This window comes from Pseudomonas sp. PGPPP4 (assembly GCF_002256045.1).
GTDB classification, from domain to species: domain Bacteria; phylum Pseudomonadota; class Gammaproteobacteria; order Pseudomonadales; family Pseudomonadaceae; genus Chryseomonas; species Chryseomonas oryzihabitans.
The window spans coordinates 1-19,566 of sequence record NZ_NKID01000024.1; the positions used below are offsets into that span (position 1 = coordinate 1).

16 protein-coding genes and 1 pseudogene are annotated in these 19,566 nt (G+C 62.2%); 12 read left to right on the top strand and 5 right to left on the bottom strand.

Going from position 1 to position 19,566, the window contains the following annotated elements; all coding sequences use genetic code 11:
* Positions 1 to 266: 266 nt before the first annotated feature.
* Entirely contained in the window at positions 267 to 1,178 is a 912-nt protein-coding gene (locus CFE50_RS22380) for a LysR family transcriptional regulator (protein ID WP_032886585.1), read from the bottom strand.
* Between the two features lie 204 nt (positions 1,179 to 1,382).
* Between CFE50_RS22380 and CFE50_RS22385 the strand changes: the two genes are divergently transcribed.
* Together CFE50_RS22385 and CFE50_RS22390 are read left to right on the top strand one after the other, a co-directional pair.
* On the top strand, positions 1,383 to 1,781 hold the full coding sequence (locus tag CFE50_RS22385; RefSeq protein ID WP_095184531.1) for a helix-turn-helix domain-containing protein: 399 nt from the start codon (positions 1,383 to 1,385) through the stop codon (positions 1,779 to 1,781).
* Positions 1,782 to 1,839: 58 nt separating this feature from the next.
* Positions 1,840 to 4,602: an ATP-binding protein gene (locus tag CFE50_RS22390; RefSeq protein ID WP_181644195.1), complete on the top strand. Its 2,763-nt coding sequence runs from the start codon at positions 1,840 to 1,842 to the stop codon at positions 4,600 to 4,602.
* Here CFE50_RS22390 and CFE50_RS22395 read toward each other — a convergent pair.
* Positions 4,549 to 6,018 (bottom strand): ATP-binding protein, encoded by a 1,470-nt coding sequence (locus tag CFE50_RS22395; RefSeq protein WP_181644194.1) that lies wholly within the window; start codon positions 6,016 to 6,018, stop codon positions 4,549 to 4,551. The genes CFE50_RS22390 and CFE50_RS22395 overlap by 54 nt on opposite strands.
* 150 nt (positions 6,019 to 6,168) lie before the next feature.
* A complete protein-coding gene (locus CFE50_RS22400; RefSeq protein ID WP_032886590.1) occupies positions 6,169 to 7,119 on the bottom strand; it encodes a GlxA family transcriptional regulator in 951 nt (316 codons plus the stop codon).
* A gap of 181 nt (positions 7,120 to 7,300) precedes the next feature.
* Here CFE50_RS22400 and CFE50_RS22405 point away from each other — a divergent pair, with 181 nt between their 5' ends.
* The 3 genes and pseudogenes from CFE50_RS22405 to CFE50_RS22415 all read left to right on the top strand — a co-directional run bounded on the left by CFE50_RS22405 (position 7,301) and on the right by CFE50_RS22415 (position 9,761).
* Complete coding sequence (locus CFE50_RS22405) at positions 7,301 to 8,023, top strand: pirin family protein (protein ID WP_181644192.1); 723 nt, start codon at positions 7,301 to 7,303, stop codon at positions 8,021 to 8,023.
* Positions 8,024 to 8,169: 146 nt separating this feature from the next.
* Positions 8,170 to 8,391 (top strand): annotated as a pseudogene (locus CFE50_RS22410) (hypothetical protein); the annotation flags it as partial.
* A gap of 287 nt (positions 8,392 to 8,678) precedes the next feature.
* Positions 8,679 to 9,761, top strand: a complete 1,083-nt coding sequence (locus tag CFE50_RS22415) for an LLM class flavin-dependent oxidoreductase (protein WP_032886593.1) — start codon at positions 8,679 to 8,681, stop codon at positions 9,759 to 9,761.
* A gap of 88 nt (positions 9,762 to 9,849) precedes the next feature.
* On the opposite strand, the gene CFE50_RS22420 is transcribed toward CFE50_RS22415, so the two are convergent.
* The gene (locus CFE50_RS22420; RefSeq protein ID WP_032886594.1) at positions 9,850 to 10,644 is read right to left on the bottom strand and encodes a class II aldolase/adducin family protein; all 795 of its coding nucleotides are present in this window, start codon (positions 10,642 to 10,644) and stop codon (positions 9,850 to 9,852) included.
* A 107-nt stretch (positions 10,645 to 10,751) separates the two neighbouring features.
* Positions 10,752 to 11,657: a LysR family transcriptional regulator gene (locus CFE50_RS22425; protein ID WP_181644190.1), complete on the bottom strand. Its 906-nt coding sequence runs from the start codon at positions 11,655 to 11,657 to the stop codon at positions 10,752 to 10,754.
* 213 nt (positions 11,658 to 11,870) lie between these two features.
* Between CFE50_RS22425 and CFE50_RS22430 the strand changes: the two genes are divergently transcribed.
* The 7 genes from CFE50_RS22430 to CFE50_RS22460 all read left to right on the top strand — a co-directional run bounded on the left by CFE50_RS22430 (position 11,871) and on the right by CFE50_RS22460 (position 19,378).
* Positions 11,871 to 12,482 carry a cysteine dioxygenase family protein gene (locus CFE50_RS22430; protein ID WP_032886597.1) on the top strand — a complete coding sequence of 204 codons (612 nt, stop codon included), beginning with the start codon at positions 11,871 to 11,873 and terminating at the stop codon, positions 12,480 to 12,482.
* Positions 12,479 to 14,062, top strand: coding sequence for a rhodanese homology domain-containing protein (locus CFE50_RS22435; RefSeq protein WP_181644189.1), 1,584 nt, complete (start codon positions 12,479 to 12,481; stop codon positions 14,060 to 14,062). The genes CFE50_RS22430 and CFE50_RS22435 overlap by 4 nt, the downstream gene beginning before the upstream one ends.
* A 101-nt stretch (positions 14,063 to 14,163) precedes the next feature.
* Positions 14,164 to 15,138, top strand: a complete 975-nt coding sequence (locus CFE50_RS22440) for an ABC transporter substrate-binding protein (RefSeq protein ID WP_032886599.1) — start codon at positions 14,164 to 14,166, stop codon at positions 15,136 to 15,138.
* Positions 15,139 to 15,149: 11 nt separating this feature from the next.
* Positions 15,150 to 16,508, top strand: a complete 1,359-nt coding sequence (locus tag CFE50_RS22445) for an LLM class flavin-dependent oxidoreductase (RefSeq protein ID WP_179178841.1) — start codon at positions 15,150 to 15,152, stop codon at positions 16,506 to 16,508.
* Positions 16,505 to 17,188, top strand: coding sequence for a peroxiredoxin-like family protein (locus CFE50_RS22450; RefSeq protein ID WP_181644188.1), 684 nt, complete (start codon positions 16,505 to 16,507; stop codon positions 17,186 to 17,188). The genes CFE50_RS22445 and CFE50_RS22450 overlap by 4 nt, the downstream gene beginning before the upstream one ends.
* A gap of 76 nt (positions 17,189 to 17,264) precedes the next feature.
* A complete protein-coding gene (locus CFE50_RS22455; protein WP_286737266.1) occupies positions 17,265 to 18,434 on the top strand; it encodes an acyl-CoA dehydrogenase family protein in 1,170 nt (389 codons plus the stop codon).
* Positions 18,431 to 19,378, top strand: coding sequence for a D-isomer specific 2-hydroxyacid dehydrogenase family protein (locus CFE50_RS22460; protein ID WP_181644186.1), 948 nt, complete (start codon positions 18,431 to 18,433; stop codon positions 19,376 to 19,378). Before CFE50_RS22455 ends, CFE50_RS22460 begins: the two co-directional genes overlap by 4 nt.
* Positions 19,379 to 19,566 lie beyond the last annotated feature (188 nt).

Genomic DNA, 19,566 nt, shown 5'->3' on the forward strand with positions numbered 1-19,566 from the left:
CGATGGCCGGAATTCGACATTGATTTGGGGGGTAAACCGGCAGGGATGCCGGTTTAGCCGCCCTGCGCCATGGATGGCGCGTGGCGGCGGCCCCCCAAATCAATGTCGGATTACGGGCATGCCGAGCCTAGGCGAGGCACCGAGTGGTGGGGAGAAGGCCTTTTGGTTACTTTTGGCTGGGCCGGCATTCCGGCCTTTACAAAAGTGACCCGCTGTAAGAGCGGAACCATAGGCGGCCGTTACCGCAGCAACGGATATGCACTCAATCAACCAACCCCCCCCGCCATATGCTCGGCAATCCTCAACCTCAACCAACGCTCCGCCGGATCATTGTCATGCACCCCACTCCACACCATCGACAACTCCGCCGCATCAATCGCAAACGGCGGATCCTCTGCCCGTAACGTGGTGCCCTCGGTCAACGCACACGCCGCATAATCCGGCACCGTCGCAATGATCTGCGTTCCCGCCAACAACGCCCGCAACCCGCTGAATTGCGGCACCGCCAGCACCACCCGCCGCGCGCGGCCGATGCGGGCCAAATCCAAATCGATGTTGCCGCTCAAATCCCCGGAGAACGACACCATCGCATGGGGCCGTTCGCAATAATCATCCAGCGTCAGCGGCGCCACCCCGTCATCCCCACGCAATACCTTGCACGGGATATCTCGCAGTTTCTTGCGCTTGGCATTCGCGGGCAGTTCAGTGGTGTAGCTCACCCCCACCGAAATCTCGCCACTGGCCAGCAGCGCGGACATCAGCAAGTAATTGGCGCGGCGTACCACCACGATGATGCCGGGGGCTTCTTCGCGAAGCTGACTGAGCAACGGCGGAAACAGGCCAAATTCGGCGTCGTCGGACAGGCCGATACGGAACACCGCACAGCTGGTGGACGGGTCGAAATCCTTGGCGCGGCTGACCGCGCCGGAAATGGTGTCCATAGCCGGTTGCAGCTCCTTGAGTATCGCCAGGGCGCGCGGCGTGGGCTCCATGCCCCGCCCGTTGCGCAGCAGCAACGGGTCGTCGAACAGGTCGCGCAGCCGGCCTAAGGCCGCACTTACCGCCGGTTGGCCCATGAAGAGTTTTTCGGCGACCCGGGTCAGGTTCTTCTCGAACATCAACGCCTCGAAAATCACCAGCAGGTTCATGTCGACGCGACGCAGGTCATTGCGGTTCATGGCGGTATCCAAACGGTTAGCAGACTGCCAGCTAAGCACGCAAAACAAGGGGTTGATTGCATGTCTGTGCTGTCTTTTCCGTCACTGCACCTGACGAAATTAACAACGATTAACTCGTCAGCCAGACGGTACGGCAACAAGATTGACGCCATCTACACTGCATCCATTCACCGGGAACGCTCCCATCGACTGCGGATATCCGTCATGGCCCGAACTGAGCACTGCGCTCCTCGCTTATCCGCTACCGGCGGCCTATGCCCCCGGCGCGAGCGTATCGCCAAGCAATTGATCCTCGCTAACCTCGGCGAAAGCCTGGCGATTGCCGACCTGGCCCAGGCCTGCGCGCTGTCGCGCAGCCATTTCTCCCGTGCATTCAAGTGCACCACCGGGCTGTCGCCCCAGGAATGGATACGCCTGCAACGCATCCAGCGGGCCAAGGAATTGATCACTCAGTCTTCCTTGAGCCTGACGCAGATCAGCCTGGAATGCGGGTTCTGCGACCAGGCACATTTCTGCCATATGTTCACCCGCAGCGAGGGTGTCAATCCGATGACCTGGCGAAACCACCAACTGCGTCACAAGCCTCAAGAGATCGCTGCCTAGTGGTCTGCAAGCACCTGGAATATGCTGGCCGCTTACTTTCTCCAGAGCATGGCCACCCATGAGTGACCAACGCGATCAGGCCGTGCACTTCGGGCCGTACCGTATCCATCCCCACCAGCGCCTGGTGCTGGAGGCTGGTCGTCCGTTGCGCCTGGGCCGGCGGGCCGTGGATATCCTGCTGATCCTGCTGGAGCAGGCCGGTAATGTGGTGAGCAAGCAGGAGCTGATCGCTCGGGTCTGGCCCAAAAGCGTGGTAGAGGACGGCAACCTGCGGGTGCATATGGCGGCGTTGCGCAAGGCGCTGGGCGATGGCCAGGCCGGGCAGCGCTATATCGTTACGGTGGCCCAGCGTGGCTACAGTTTTGTTGCGCCACTGAGCATCGAGCCTATGAGCCTACCCACAGAAGGCACGCCCCAACGCCCCTGCCACAACCTGCCGCTGCGCCGCACCCGCATGCTCGGCCGCCAGGCGCTGATCGACAGCCTGGTGCAGCACCTGCCCGAACAACGCTTTATCACCCTGACGGGCGCCGGCGGCATCGGCAAGACCACCGTGGCGTTGCGCGTGGCGGAATTGCTGATCGGCCATTACCGCGACGGTATCCGACTGCTGGACCTGGCGCCCCTCAGCGCGCCGTCGATGATCCTGCCCAACCTCGCCGCCCTGCTCGACCTGACCCACACCGAGCACGAACCGCTGGCCACCTTCGCGCGCCGCCTGCAAGAGCGCCAGGTGCTGCTGGTGATCGACAACTGCGAGCACTTGCTGGACGACATTGCGCTGATCAGCGAAACCCTGCTGCGCCATGCCCCAAAACTGCACATCCTGGCCACCAGCCGCGAAGCATTGCGCGCCGAAGGCGAATCGGTGCAACGCCTGGAACCCCTGGCCTGCCCACCCGCCACCGGCAACCGCGCCCAGGCCCTGGGCTATCCTGCCCTGCAACTGCTGATCGAACGCGCCATGTCCCATCAGGACAGCTTCGAACTGAGCGAAGCCGAACTGCCCCTGGCGATTGATATCTGCCAGCGCCTGGACGGTATTCCCCTGGCAATCGAATTGGTGGCGGCGCAGATCGAGCGCTTCGGCCTGCCGGGGTTGCTGGTGCAGATGGAAGACAATTTCCGCCTGCTCACCCGAGGCCGGCGCAGTGCCCTGCCCCGGCATCAAACCTTGCGCGCGACCCTGGATTGGAGCTTCGACCTGCTCACGACGTGCGAGCAAATCTGCCTGCGCCGTCTCGCCGTGTTCCGGGGTGGTTTCAGCCTGGCCAGCGCGGCGGCGGTGATTGCCGGAGAACAGATCGCACCGACCGAGGTGCTGGGCTCGATCACTCAACTGGTCGCCAAATCCTTGCTCAATGTGGAGCCCGGCGATGACGAGATGGTCTATCGCCTGCTGGACATCACCCGCACCTACGCCCTGGAAAAACTCAGTGTCGCCGACGAGCTTGATGCCACCCGTGAACGTCACGCCAACCGCTGCCTGGCGCTGATGGACCAGGCGCAGGAAGATTGGGAGCAGATCGCTACCCAGCCGTGGATCGACCGCTATGCCCCGCTGCGCGAAGACATCCGTGCCGCCCTCGACTGGGGCCTGGGCGACCAGGGTGTGCACGTGCTGGGCATTCGCCTCACCGTCAGCGCCATGCCGTTGTGGCAGGAGCTATCGCTGCTGCGCGAACACGGCCTCTACGTGAGCAAGGCCCTGGCGCGACTGGGGCAATCGAGTGCGCCGAGCCAGCGCTTGCACATGGCATTGCAGTTGGCCTTCGGCAGTTTTTCCTATCACGCCCAGGGCAGTACGCCGCAGACCATAGACGCCTTTGCCTGTGCACGACGCCTGGCCGAAGCTGACAAAAACCTGCCCGGCCAACTGCGTGCAGTGTCGGGGCAAATGGCGGTCAGCCTGTGCAGCGGCAACTACCGTGAGGCGTTGAAGCAAAGCCTGCATTTCGACCAGTTGGGGCCACACGCCGAGTCGTTGCTGGCCCTCAGCGCCCAACGCCTGCGAGTGCTGGCGCAGCACTTCGCCGGCAATCAGGTGCTGGCGCAGCACAATGCCGAACAGGTGATCCAGCGCATGGCCCAGAGCGGCCATCTCAACCGGTTTACCCATGGCTTTGGCGTGCAGTACGACCAAAGCGTGGCTTCGCTGACCATCCTCGCGCGCATCCTGTGGCTGCGCGGTTTCCCTGAACGCGCGTGGCGCACTGCAAGCCAGGCACTGGCGCTGGCGTTGCAGATCAACCACGGCACGTCGATCTGCTACACCCTGGCCCTGGCTGGGGTGGTGATCGCTCAGTACAACGGCGATACGCTTGCGGCCCGCGATCAGTTGGACCTGCTGTTGCAGCAGGCGCAAAAACATTCAGTGCAGTTGTTCCACACCTGGGCGCAATGCTACGAAGGCACGGCGCAGATTGCCGAAGTACAAGGGCTGGGCCTGGTCGAGGACATCCTGGTGACCTTCAACGCCATCGCAGTGGATGACGCCCTGTTCGAACGCGCCCGAAGCGGTGCGGCCGGCTGGTGCACACCGGAGATTCTGCGCGTGCGCGCCGAGGCCATGCCCGATGCCCAATCAGCCGAAAGCCTGTTGCTCGAAGCCCTGGGCCTGGCGCACCAGCAAGGCGCGCTGGCCTGGGAGTTACGATGCGCAGACAGCTTGGCGCGGCTGTGGCACAAGCAAGGTCGTGTGCAGGCCGCGCGCGACCTGCTGGGTTCAGTCTATGAGCGGTTTACCGAAGGCTTCGCCACCCAAGATCTAATCCGCGTGCGCCGCCTGCTCGACGAGTTGCAAGACAAACGGCCGGCCTGAAAACGGCCCCAGGTAATGCCCATAGCCCTGTTGCAAGCGTGCTACCTGCTGTGGGTCGCGCAGAAGTGCCAAGGCGTAGCTGCGCACACTGTTGAGCAGGCGATAGCGCGGATAACCTGGGCCGGGCTCAAGGTTCAGCAGTGAGGTGTCGACCAGCCGACTCAACAAGTAAGACAGGTCGGCATGCTCCAGCTCCGTGCCGACCACCAGCTCACTCAAGGTGGGCAAGGTCACCGCCATTTTGAACAGGCTCATCTGCAGGAACAGCCAGCGTTCCGGCAAGCTCAGGCGCTGGTAGGTCCAATCCAGTGCGGCGCTTAGGGATTGGTGGCGCTCAACCGCTGTGCGGCGCCCCCGCGTGAGGATCTGCAAGCCCCTGCACACTTGCGCCTGCACACCACGGACGCCAAGGGCGTCCACTTGGGCGGCGGCCAGTTCGAGAGCCAGAGGAATACCGTCGAGGCGCCGGCAGATATCACGCAGCGGTGCCAAGTCCTGGGGCCGCAACACAAACCCTTGCTGGCTGGCACGCACTCGTGCAACAAACAACTGCACCGCCGGACTACCCATCGCCTGTTCAACGCTGCCCAACACCGACGGAGCTGGAAGCGCCAACTGGGGCACGCGCAACACCCACTCGCCCGGGGCATGCAAGGCTTCACGGCTACTGACGAGCACACTGATCCGGGGCGCGTGTTCGCTAAGCACACGCAGCAGATGTCGACAGGCGCCAAGCAGCAGATCAGCGCCATCAAGTACCAGCAATAATTGTCGGGAAGCCAATTGACGGCACAGTTCAGTGGCGCTGCCGCTGGGTTCGAGATGCAGGACCGTGGCCAGGTGGCGCAGCATCATCAGCGGCGCCTCGACGGTGGCCAGGTCGACCCACCACACACCGTCGCGGTAGCGCGGCAACACGCGCTCGGCCAGGGCCAGGGCCAAGGTGCTCTTGCCCACGCCGGCGCATCCGGTGAGGGTCATCAGCCGCTGCCCGGACAAACGCCGCACCAGCACGCCCAGCAGTTCATCACGGCCAATCACCGGGCTGAGCCGCGCGGCCAGGTTGTGCCGAGGCAGCACCGCTGCGGCCACGCCTTGCACGGGCGCAGCGAAGCAGTAGCCGCGCTGGGGGTCATTGAGGATAAACCGTTGCCCGTCGAGGGCACGGCGCAGCGCGGCGATGTGCACCCGCAGGTTGTTCTCTTCCACCACGCTATTCGGCCAGACCCGCTCGATCAGGGTGGCCTTGCTGAAAAATTGCCCAGGCGCTTCCAGCAGCATCGCGAGGATATCCAGCGCCCGCCCGCCCAACGGCACCGGCCAACCCGCCTTGCTGACCAGTCGCTGCTGCCGGTGAAAGGCATAGGCACCGAAGCGCACCGTGCTATCCGCGTCAATCGCCTGAGGGTCGTTCATGTCTGCAATCGCGCTGAAACACCCGGCCTTGGGCGTTCGCGCATCCTTTTCCGTGGGCTCGACGCTATTCTTGCCAGCTACCCATGACAGGACAATGCTGGCACGGGGAGCGATACGGACAATCGGGTGTGCGAGACGGACATCCTGTCGTTAACTGAACTGCTGTCGGTATTGGGTAGGGTTGAGACCGAGCTTTTCACTGAATAAAAAGCGCATGTGCCGCACGCTGCCAAAGCCTGCGTGGAACGCCACGGTCTTGAGTGGCAGATCGGTGGTTTCCAGCAATTGCCGAGCACGGTCGATGCGCGCGCCTTGCAGGAAGGCCATGGGCGTCATCTGCACATCCTTGGCAAACAACCGGGCAAAGTGGCGCGCACTCATGCCTGCCAACTCGGCCATGGACTCGATGGTGAACGGCTGCTCCAGGTGCGCGAGAACATGGTTCTGCACGCGGGTAATCGCGGTTTCCTGGGGCGCCACGGCCGCGGTCATCGGGCTGAATTGGGCCTGGCCGCCCTGGCGTTTCATCACCACCAACAGCACCTTCGCCACATCCACCGCCACCTGCTTGCCATGGTCCTGGGCAACGATGGACAACGCCAGGTCGATACCGGCCGTGACCCCGCCCGAGGTAATCAACCGCCCGTCCTGCAGATAGATACGGTCGGTCTCGACGATGGCGTTGGGGAACGCCTTGATCAGCCGCTCGGTGTAATGCCAGTGAGTGGTCACGCGGTGCTCGTCCAACAGCCCGGCGTGCCCGAGCACAAAGGCGCCCGTGCAGATCGAGCCAAAGCGCCGTGCCCGTGGCGCCGCTGCTTTTAGCCAGGGCAGCAGCGCCGGATGGCATTCGTTATAGGCACCGGGGCCACCGGGCACCAGCAAGAGGTCATAGGCACCGTCGGCCTGCTCCAGCAACAGGTCGGTCTGCACCATTACGCCGTTGGATGCGCGCAGTGGGCCAGGTTCGGTGCCAACAGTAAGGATCTGATAATGCGCCGCCGCCGGCAGATAGCGGTTGGCGATGGAAAACACTTCAAGCGGCCCGGCCATGTCGAGCAAGAGGAAGTCCGGGAACAGCGCCATGGCCACGGTTTTCATACAGAAGGCATCCATCGAGGGGAAGAAAGCGGGAGGCATTATGGCATGCCTTTCACTGTCAATCTGAGAGGGACAGTTATTCAGATTTCAGCTTCTTAATGAATATTTCAGTAACCAGTAACCTTCTTCTCAACGCAAGCGCCCTGCATCTCGCAGCCAGCGCCCACTTGAGGACACAACCATGCTGACCCTTCGCAAAGCTTCCGAACGCGGCGCCGCCAATCACGGTTGGTTGAAGTCGTTCCACACCTTCTCGTTCGCCAACTACTGGAACCCCAACGAGCAGGGTTTTTCCGACCTGCTGGTGATCAACGATGATCGCGTCGCCGCCGGCAAAGGCTTCGGCCAGCACCCGCACCGTGACATGGAGATTTTCTCTTATGTGCTCGAAGGCGCCCTGGAGCACAAGGACACTCTGGGCACTGGCTCGGTGATCCGCCCTGGCGATGTGCAATTGATGAGCGCCGGCAGCGGCGTGGCCCACAGCGAGTTCAACCACAGCCAAAACCGTGGGGTGCATTTCCTGCAAATCTGGATCGTGCCCGCCGTGGCCGGTGCCGAACCGCGCTATCAACAGGAGCACTTCAGCGAGGCACAAAAGCGTGGGCGTCTGCAGTTGATCATCTCGCCGGACGGCGCCGACGGTTCCCTGAGCGTACGCCAGGACGCCAGGGTGTACGCCGGGCTGTTCAACGGTGACGAAGCCACAACCCTTGACCTGCCGCCGGATCGCCACGTGTACATCCATGTGGCCCGGGGCAGCGTGGAGATCAACGGCCAGCGCTTGCAGGAAGGTGACGGTGCCCGAGTGCGTGATGAGCAGCGCGTCCACTTGAGTCAAGGTCAGGACGCCGAGGTGCTGGTGTTCGACCTGCGACCTCAGGAACTGCCGCAAATGCCTTGATCAGCCGGGCGATGGCCGTTGCAAACAGTCCATCGCTGGCATCGATAGTCACCATCAGCGCAATGAAGTTCTCTTAAAAAATGCAACGCGTAACATCAAACCCATACCAGGCAACACCCAAACTAAAACACTCGGAGCACACCATCATGAAACGCCAAATCTTGCTTAGCCTCGCTTTCTCGGTACTCGCTGCAAACGCATTTGCCCACCCTGTAGTTGCTGAAGGCGGTGCAGATCGCCTGATCGAAAACCGTGTTGCTGAAAGCGGTTCGGATCGTCTGATGGAAAACCGCGTAGCTGAAGGTGGCTCGGACCGTCTGATGGAAAACCGCGTAGCTGAAGGTGGCTCGGACCGTCTGATGGAAAACCACGCATAACCCGCCCTGTTCGAGGGCACCCCCAAACCGGCCTGATCAGCCGGTTTTTTTTCGTCTATTAGAAAGTGCACTCAACTCGCAAACACTTGGGGTTGCGGCGCTGCCAACTCAGATAATGCTATTTACTGATATAAAATCACAAAATAATTCTATTTTTTAATAATTAGGTTAGAACCAAACGGCATTTTACAGCGGACGTCGGGGCCCCTACCTTGGACGAGCATGACCGACCCCCTGCCCGGCGGAGGTACACACTCCCTACTCGACAAGGACAGACCATGAGCATCGAATTCATCGGCTATATCGGCGGCCACCATGCATCCGAAATTCATCCACGCAGCGGCCCGACCCTGCAACCGGACTACGTGGAAACCGTGGCCCGCGCCCACGAAGAGGCCGGCTTCGACCGCGCCCTGGTGGCCTTCCACTCCAACAGCCCGGACAGCACGCTGATCGCCTCCCATGCCGCCAGCGTCACCCGCAAACTGCAATTCCTGATCGCCCACCGCCCCGGTTTTGCACAACCCACCCTCGCCGCGCGCCAGTTCGCCACGTTGGATGTGTTCAACGGCGGGCGCACCGCCGTGCATATCATCACCGGTGGCGACGACCGCGAACTGCGCGCCGATGGCAGCCATATCGGCAAGGACGAACGCTACGCACGGACCGACGAATATCTGAGTGTGGTGCGACAGGAATGGACCAGCGAACAGCCCTTCGATTTCACCGGCACCTACTACCAGGTCGAAGGCGCGCACTCCACCGTGAAGTCGCCGCAGCAACCGCATATCCCACTGTACTTCGGAGGGTCTTCCCAGGCCGCGATTGAAGTGGCGGGCAAACATGCCGACGTGTACGCACTGTGGGGCGAAACCTACGAGCAAGTGCGCGAGATCGTGACTCAGGTCCGGGCCGAAGCAGCCAAGCATGGACGCACGATTCGCTTCAGCCTGTCGCTGCGACCGATCCTCGCCGAGACCGAAGAGCTGGCGTGGGCACGCGCTGACAGCATCTTGCAACAGGCCACTGAGTTGGCTGAGAAGAATGGATTTGTGCGGCGTGAACCGCCGAATGAAGGCTCGCGTCGGCTACTCGCAGCGGCGGCACAGGGTTCCCGGCTGGACAAGCGTTTGTGGACGGGGATTGCGGGGTTGCTGGGCGCGCAAGGGAACTCAACCTCGTTGGTGGGCACCGCCGAACAAGTGGCTGAAGCGCTGGTGGATTACTACGACCTCGGCATCACCACCTTCCTGATCCGTGGGTTTGATCCGCTCAATGATGCGATCGACTACGGCAAGCGGTTGATCCCCCTCACCCGCCAACTGATTGCAGAACGCGAGCAGGCCAAACAGGTCGCGTAAGCCAGAACACGGCAAAACCAATGTGGGAGGGGCGGTGCGTTGATTCGACTCGCCCTCTCCCACCTGCCTATCTTCATTTAGCTCAGGATCAGTTCTTGTAGTCGGTATCGCTGCGTTCCAACTGCCGAATCAGCGCATTCCAATGCCGCGCCACGCCCGGCCCCTCGCCGCTGCTATGCGCCTTGGCCTGTTCTTCAACCTTCGCCACTACCTCCTGTGGCGGAAAGACCAGCTCAGCATTCCCCGCCGCTTGCGCCGCGATCTGAATATTGCACGCACGCTCCAACCCTTGCAGCTGCTGGAAGGCATGTTCGACGCTGATACCCGCCGTCAACAGCCCGTGGTTGCGCAGGATCATCACGCTCTTGTCGCCCAGATCCGCCACCAACCGCTCACGCTCGTCCAGGTCGAGGGCGATGCCTTCATAGCCGTGGTAGGCCACTCGCCCGGAAAAGGCGATGGAGTGTTGGGAAATCGGCAACAAGCCGTCCTTCTGCGCGGACACCGCAATACCATCGCGAGTATGGGTGTGCAGCACCGCTTGCAAGTCATGGCGAGCGCCGTGGATGGCGCTGTGGATCACGTAGCCGGCGTAGTTGATACCCAGACCGGTGGGGTCGTCGACGATCGTGCCGTCGAGGTCGACCTTGACCAGGTTGGAGGCGTTGATTTCATCGAACAACAGGCCGAAGGCATTGATCAGGAAATGCTCCTCCGGGCCCGGTACACGGGCGGAGAAGTGGGTGTAAATGTGATCGGTCCACTTGTACAAGGCCGCCAGGCGGTAGGCGGCGGCCAGTTTCACGCGCACTTCCCACTCTTCTGGCGTGACGCGTTGACGAACGTTGTTGGAGACGCTGGAAATCGAGGTGACGCTGCTCATGGCAAAACTTCCTGGATGGCCTTAAGGACTTCCAGGCAAGCCTAGGGGATGCTCAAAAATAATAAAAAGCACATTTTAATCTAAGCTAATTATTATTTTTTTTCATATCAAGCCGCATCCCGAATCTTGTGCAACGACGCCGCCACCCATTTGCCAAACGCATCCACCGGCCCTTGCAGGTTGCCGAGGAAATGCGGGTAGATCAGCCAAAGGTCCATCACCGGTTTGAAGTCCTTGAGCGGCACTACCGCCAATTGTTCGCGGTGAGCGCTGCGCTCCAGCAAGGGACGCGGCACCAGGCCCAAGCCCAGGCCATCGGCGACCAGACCCAATTGCAATTCAGTGCCGAAGGTTTCCAGGTTGACCCGCAGCGCCAAGCCCTGATCGGACAAAGTGCGTTGCAACCCGGCACGGAACCCGCAGCCGTCCGGGTTAAGAATCCACCCGTTCTGGTACACATCCGCCAGCTTGCAGGGTTTTTTCGGCAACTGCGCCTTGGCGCACACCACCACCAACTCCATCTTGCCGATAGACTCGCCAACGATGTTATCCGGGAAGATCTTGCCTGCCGGGAACAATGCCGCCGCCGCGTCCAGTTCGCCCCGTTCAATCTTGCCGACCAACTGGCTGCCCCAGCCGGTCGCGACCTGGGCGCGCAGTTCAGGGTACTCAGTGCGCAGCAGCTTCAGCGCGTCCAGCAGCACTACATCGCCGATGGTCTGCGGCACGCCCAGGCGCAGTACGCCGGAGGGGGGTGCGTCGGTGGCTACCAGCTCACGCAAGGCATCCATCTCGCGCAGGATCAACCGGCATTGTTCATACACGCGGGTACCGATCAACGTCGGTTTGAGGGGCTTGGTGTTGCGGTCAAACAGCTCCACCCCCAGCGCCTGCTCGAAGTTCTGCACGCGGCGAGTAATGGCCGGCTGGGTCAGTTGCAACGACTCGGCGGCATGGCTGATGGACTGGCAACGAATCACTTCGACAAAGGCATCGATATCGTCAATTTTCATTTGGGCCGCACATAGAGAACAGTCATTAAGATGTCCGCGAAGCATAGTTGCAGGAACGTTATCTGAATAGCCCACGCTGTGATCGATAACGTCTAACGCTATACATGCCGGTTCTAAATTACCTTCAGCTATAAGCTAATCATTAAAAAATAGCATATTAACTATAAACATTATGCTTAGATAAACCCATCAACACCGACTGATGGAATTGCCATGACCCAGGCCCGACACCCCGAGAGACTCAGAGCCTTCATTGGCGCCCTGGCGGAACTGATCGACGGCAATCCGCGCGAAGGCGACCTGTTGCACCGTGGCGGCAAGCTGCTCGCGCAACTGGTCAGCCATGATGACTGGCTCCCCGACGAATTCGCCCAACCCAACCCCGAGCGCTACCAGCAATTTTTGCTGCACGCCGATTCGCGCCAGCGCTTCAGCGTCGTCAGTTTTGTCTGGGGTCCGGGGCAGACCACGCCGATTCATGACCACCGGGTGTGGGGGCTGATCGGCATGTTGCGCGGCGCGGAGTTTTCCCAAGGGTTTGAACGCGCCCCCGACGGCAGCCTGGTCGCCGAAGGCAAGCCTATTAAGCTGGTGCCGGGCCAGGTCGAAGCCGTATCGCCCAAGGTCGGCGACATTCATCAGGTCAGCAACGCCCACAGCGACCAAGTGTCCATCAGCATTCACGTGTACGGCGCCAATATCGGTGCGGTACGCCGTGCGGTGTACCAGCCCGACGGCAGCGAGAAACTGTTTATCTCCGGTTATTCCAACGCCTTCCTCCCGAACATCTGGGATTTGTCCAAAGAAAAGAGCCCTGCCCTATGAGCACCGTACCGACCCGCAATTTCGCCCAGATTCGCCAGGCCCTGTTGGACCATGCAGAAGTCGCCCTGATCGACGTGCGCGAAGAAGCGCCGTTTGCTGAATCCCACCCGCTGTTCGCGGCGAATATCCCGCTGTCCAAGCTGGAGCTGGAGGTGTATTCGCGCATTCCACGGCGTGATACCCAGGTCACCGTCTACGACAACGGCGAAGGTCTGGCCAGCCGCGCCGCCGAGCGCCTGATTGCGTTGGGCTACACCCAGGTCAGCCTGCTCGAAGGGGGCCTCAATGGCTGGCGCAGCGCCGGTGGCGAGCTGTTTATTGACGTGAACGTGCCGAGCAAAGCCTTTGGCGAACTGGTAGAGAGCGAGCGTCACACGCCGTCCCTGGCCGCCGAAGAAGTGCAGGCCCTGCTCGACAGCCACGCCGACGTGGTGGTGCTCGACGCCCGCCGCTTCGAGGAATACCAAACCATGAGCATTCCCACCAGCATCAGCGTGCCCGGTGCCGAACTGGTGCTGCGCGCCCGTGAACTGGCGCCGGATCCGGCCACGCGCATTATCGTCAACTGCGCCGGGCGCACCCGCAGCATCATTGGCACCCAGTCGCTGATCAATGCGGGCGTGGCCAACCCGGTATCCGCACTGCGTAATGGCACCATTGGCTGGACCCTGGCCGGGCAAACACTCGCCCACGGCCAGGCGCGACGCTTTGCCCCAACCTCGGAAGAACATCGCCAGGTCGCCGCCATCGAGGCACGCCGCGTCGCCGACAAAGCCCGCGTTGGCCGTGCCACCCTGGACGATCTGCACGCCTGGCAGCAGGAAACCACTCGCACCACCTACCTGTTCGATGTGCGCACCCCGGAAGAATTCGAAGCCGGTCACCTGCCCGGCGCTCGCTCCACCCCCGGCGGCCAATTGGTCCAGGAAACCGATCACGTGGCCAGCGTACGCGGCGCACGCCTGGTGCTGGCGGATGACGACGGCGTGCGCGCCAACATGTCCGCGTCCTGGCTCGCCCAACTGGGCTGGGACGTGCACGTGCTGGACGACCTGCAAGCGGCGCACTTCAGCGAAAAAGGCATCTGGGTCGCCCCGGTGCCCACGCCGCCCCAAGCCGAACTGATCAGCCCGCACACCCTCGCCGACTGGCTGGCCCACGGCGACACCGTGGTGCTGGACTTCACCGCCAGCGCCAACTACGTCAAACGCCACATCCCCGGCGCCTGGTGGGCCCTGCGCGCGCAACTGCCCCAGGCCCTCGCCAAAGTGCCGACCGCCGAGCGCTACGTGCTGACCTGCGGCAGCAGCCAACTGGCGCGCCTGGCGGTGGCTGAAGTCGAAGCCATCACCGGCAAGCAAGTGTTCCTGCTGCAAGACGGCACGGCAGGCTGGATCAACGCGAAATTGCCCCTGGAAGAAGGCGAAACCCACCTGGCCTCACCACGGATCGACCGCTACCGCCGTCCGTACGAAGGCACCGACAACCCCAAGGAAGCCATGCAGGCATATCTGGATTGGGAGTTCGGTTTGGTTGCCCAGTTGGCCCGTGATGGGACCCATGGGTTCTACGTGATCTGATCATCCAACACACCTGCCTCTGAATGGGGGCAGGCTTCACCGACCCCTTTCCAGGCGGAGGTAACCCACACCTTTTTTGATCTGCCTGGAGCCTCTATCCCATGGTCTTTACCACCCCCTTCAAGCGCCTGTTCCTGGGTACTGCCCTGGCCCTTGGCCTGGCCACCAGCGCCCACGCCGCCGACCTGCAACCACTGCGGGTGGCCAATCAGAAATCGACGATCAAGACGCTGCTGGAAGTGTCCGGCGAAACCAAAGACGTGCCCTATGCCATCCAGTGGTCGGAGTTCCCCTCCGCCTCGCCCTTGGGCGAAGCCCTGAATGCCGGCGCGGTGGATGTCGGTGCCTTGGGCGATGCGCCTTACGTGTTCGCGCTGGGTGCCGGGGCGTCCTTAAAAGTGGTCAGCATCATCCACGCCGAAGGACGCAACACCACCGCGCTGCTGGTACCCAAGGACTCGCCAATCAAGACGGCCGCCGACCTCAAGGGTAAGAAAATCGTCACCGGGCGTGGCTCCATCGGGCATTACCTGGCGATCAAGGCGTTGGCCAGCGCGGGCCTGACCAGCCAGGATGTGCAGTTCATCTTCTTGCTGCCCGCCGAATCCCGCTTGGTGCTGGATAACGGCACCGCCGATGCCTGGGCGACCTGGGACCCTTACACCACCGTGGTGACCTCCCAAAGCCAGGCGCGAATCATCGCCAGTGGCAACACGCTGTTGAGCAACCACCTGTACCTCGCGGCAACCAGCCAGGCCATTGCCGACAAGCGCACGCAGCTGGACGACTTTGTCGCCCGCGTCGATCGCGCCTACGCCTGGGCCAATACGCACCCCAACGAATACGCCGCCGCCCAGACCAAAATCACCGGCCTGCCACTGGCCGTGCATGTGGCCGTGGCCAAGGAAACCCGTCTGAGCCCGGTATTGATCGACGACAGCGTGATCAGTGGCCTGCAAACCACCGCCGACACCTACCAAAAAGAAGGCCTGCTGACCAAACACATCGACGTGTCACAGGGCTTCGACAAAAGCTTTAACGCCAAGCGTGCCCCCAACAACCAAGTCTCGCGCTGAAGGAACAGAACATGAGCCAGCCACGTCAACTAAAACCACGCCATTTAAAACTGGGTGCCATGGTCCACGGTGTCGGCCACGGCTGGGGCGAATGGCGCCACCCGCAGGCACAACCGAATGCCAGTACGAATTTCGGCTTCTACAAGCAGCAGACTGAACTGGCCGAAGCTGCCAAATTCGACTTTGTGTTCATCGCCGATAGCCTGCATATACACGCCAAATCCAGCCCCCATTACCTCAACCGTTTCGAGCCGCTGACGATCTTGTCAGCCCTCGCGGCATTGACCACCCATATCGGCCTGGTCGCCACCGTGACCGTCAGCTACACCGAGCCCTACCAAGTGGCACGTCAGTTCGCGTCTCTGGACCATATCAGCGGCGGCCGCGCCGGATGGAACGTGGTCACCTCGTGGCTCAGCGGCACCGCCGATAACTTCGGCAAGGCCGAGCACCCGCCCCATGCCGTGCGCTACCGCATCGCCAAGGAACACCTGAACGTGGTCAAGGGCCTGTGGGATTCCTGGGAGGACGACGCCTTTGCCTACAACAAGCAAAGCGGCGAGTTTTTCACCCCGGACAAGCTTCACGCGTTGAACCACAAGGGCGAGTTTTTCTCGGTCAAAGGCCCGCTGAACATTGCGCGTTCGCGCCAGGGCCAGCCCGCAATTTTCCAGGCCGGCACCTCGGAAGACGGGCGTAACTTTGCCGCCGAACATTCCGATGCGATTTTTGTGCATGTGGAAAGCATCGAAGAAGGCCTGGCCTACTCCCAGGACCTCAAACGCCGTGCCAAAGGCTTTGGCCGCGATGCCGACAGCCTGTCGATCCTGCCGGGCATCCGCCCGATTGTCGGGCGCGACGAGGCCGAAGTGGAAAGCCGCTACCAGCAGGCCGTGGAGCTGGTCACCGTGGAAGACGCCATCGTCGCCCTCGGCCGCCCGTTCAACGACCACGATTTCAGTAAATACCCCCTGGACGAACCCTTCCCGGAACTCGGCGACTTGGGCTCCAACAGCCAGAAAGGCGGCTCCGATCGCATCAAGCAACTGGCCAAGGACGAAGGCCTCACGCTGCGTGAAGTGGCCCTGCGGTTCTCGCGGCCCAAGCGTGATTTTGTCGGCACCCCTGAGCAAGTCGCTGATGCGATCCAGACCTGGTTCGAGCGCGGCGCCAGCGATGGCTTCATCGTCAACTCGGTGCTGCCGGATGGCTTGCAGTACTTCACCGAACTGGTGGTGCCGGTGCTGCAACAGCGCGGCCTGTTCCGCACCGAATACACCGGGCAGACCCTGCGCGACAACCTGGGCCTGGACGTACCGGTCAACCGTTACAGCGTCGAGGTGCAAGCGCCGCAGGAGGCATTGGCATGAGCGAATCCCTTAACCGTCAGTTGGCGGCGCTGCACGCCGAGCGTGTAGCGACCTGGGCCCCGGCGGCGTTGCAAGTCAATATCGACCAGCGCCAGCGCCTGGTGGATGAAGCGCGGGTAGACGACTACGTGCAGGTGGGTGATGAGCTCGACCCGTTTACCTTGCTCAACGTCGAAGGCGGCGAACTCAACCGCGAGCTGCTGTTGGCAGACGGCCCGGCGGTGCTGATCTTCTTCCGTTTTGCCGGCTGCCCGGCGTGCAACATCGCCCTGCCCTATTACGAGCGCCAGCTGTACCCACGCCTGCGCGAATTGGGTGTACCGCTGGTAGCGATCAGCCCGCAAGTGCCGGAACGCCTGGTGGAAATCAAGACCCACCACGCGCTGCAACTGCTGGTCGCCAGCGACCCGGATAACAACCTCGGGCGGCGCTTGGGGATTCTCTACAGCTTCGATGAAGCCTCGCGTAACGCGGCATTGGCCAAGGACAATCACATCGGTGAAACCACCGGTACGGGGACCTGGGAGTTGCCCCAACCGACCGTCGTGGTGATTGCCCAGGACGGCACGGTCGCGTTCGTAGACGTTAGCCCGGATTGGCTGGTACGTACCGAAGCCGAGCCGGTGGTACAGGTGGTGGAGCGCTTGTTGGGCCAACAGCCTGTGCGCCTCGCCATCTAAGCCAAAAATCCTCTGTGGGAGGGGCAAGTCGAATCGTCGCGCCGCCCCGCCCATATTTTTGACCGAGTACATTCTTATGACCCAACCGTCTCTACGCTCCGTGGAAGTTGCCAATTTTGAAGCCTTGCTCGAACGCCTCACCGCCGAGCTGGCCAGTACCGCGCCGCAGTACGATGACAGCGGCGCCTTCCCCCACGCCAACTTCCAGCTATTGCATGAACACGGCCTGGTCGCCCTCACCGTGCCCAAAACCCTGGGCGGCGGCGGTGCCAGCCTGCCTCAGGCGCGCAAGGCGATTAGTGCGATTGCCAAGGGCGAGCCGTCCACCGCGCTGATCCTGGTGATGCAATACCTGCAACACACACGCCTGCAAGACAGCAAAACCTGGCCCCAGCACCTGCGCGTGAAAGTCGCCGAAGACGCAGTGCGTAACGGTGCGCTGATCAACGCCCTGCGCGTCGAGCCCGACCTCGGCACCCCGGCCCGTGGCGGCCTGCCCGCGACCACTGCGGTGCGCACCGCCGAAGGCTGGCGCATCAGTGGGCGCAAGATCTACTCCACCGGCAGCCATGGCCTGAGCTGGTTCAGCGTGTGGGCACGCAGTGACGACGCCGACCCGCTGGTGGGCGCCTGGCTGGTGCCCAAGGACAGCCCCGGCGTGAGCATCATCGACACCTGGGACCACCTCGGCATGCGCGCCACCTGCAGCCATGAAGTGGTGCTCGACAACGTGCTGGTGCCGCTGGACCACGCCGTCAGTGTCAGCCCTTGGAGCGCACCGCAGCCGGAGTTGGATGCGGAGGGTTTCCTGTGGATGTCGGTGCTGCTCTCGTCGGTGTACGACGCCGTGGCCCAGGCCGCGCGGGACTGGCTGGTGAACTGGCTGGAAGAACGCACGCCGTCCAACCTCGGTGCGGCGTTGTCGACCTTGCCGCGCTTTCAGGAAACCGTCGGGCATATCGACACCCTGCTGTTCGCCAACCGCAGCCTGCTCGACGCCGCCGCCGACGGCCACACCCCGGCCGCCAACGCCGCACAGTTGAAGTACCTGGTCACCCACAACGTTATTCGCGCGGTGGAACTGGCCATTGAGGCTTCCGGCAACCCTGGCCTGTCGCGCCATAGCCCGCTGCAACGCCACTACCGCGATGTGCTGTGCAGTCGCGTACATACCCCCCAGAACGATGCAGTGCTGCAAGGCGTCGGTAAAGCCGTGTTCGCCCAACGCCAGAAGGAACGCACATGACTCACGTGATTATTGCCAGCCAGTTGGACGAAGACTACAACGACGTGATCCGCGCTCGCCTGCGCACGGTCCACCCCGAAGCCCAGGTGATCGGCGTTCCGGTGGGCGTGCCAAGCGACCTGCCGCCCCAGGCGAATATCCTGTTGCTGCGTCCGATCAACGTGCGCGGCTACACCGCCCCGGAGACCCCGCCGCCAGGCTGGCCCTACGGCGCGCAATGGGTGCACTTGGTCTCATCGGGCATCGACTTCTACCCGCAATGGCTGTTCAACGGCCCGCCGGTGACCACCTCCCGGGGCAGCGCCGCCGACAACCTGGCCGAGTTCGCCCTGGCGGCGATCTTTGCCGCGTCCAAGCATTTGCCGGATATCTGGGTGAAGGATTCACAGTGGAATTTCACCCCGCTGCGTCCGCTCAAGGGCACCACATTGGGGATTCTCGGCTTTGGTGCGATTGGCGAACGCCTGGCGCAGAAGGCTCACGCGCTGGGAATCAAGGTGGTTGCGCTGCGCCAAAGCCCGACACCGTTCGGGATCGACGGGGTCGAGGCGGCCAGGGACATCCACGACCTGTTCGCCCGCGCCGACCACCTGGTGCTGGCGGCACCGCTGACCGAGGCTACGCGCCATATCGTCGATCGGGACGTGTTGGGCAGCGCCAAGCCGGGGCTGCATTTGATCAACATTGCGCGCGGCGGGTTGGTGGATCAGGAGGCGCTGCTGGAAGCGCTGGATAACGGGCAAATCGGCCTGGCATCGCTCGACGTGACCGAGCCGGAACCGTTGCCGGATGGGCACCCGTTGTATACGCATCCGAGGGTGAGGTTGTCGCCGCATACGTCGGCGATATCGACCGATAGCCGTAATGAGATTGCTGATACGTTTTTGGCGAACCTGGAGCGTTATGTTTTGGGTGTGGAATTGGTGAATCTGGCTAATGGGTGATGCCGTTTGAAGGTGGGGGTTGTTTGGATTGCGGTTTTTTGGTGTACATATCCGTTTATGCGGTAACGGCGGGTATTGGTTCCGCCCTTACGGCGGGTCACTTTGGAAAAGCCCCAAAGTAACCAAAGGGCTCTTGCCCCAACACTCGGCACCTCGCCTAGGCTCGGTGTGCCCGCACTCCGGCTTGA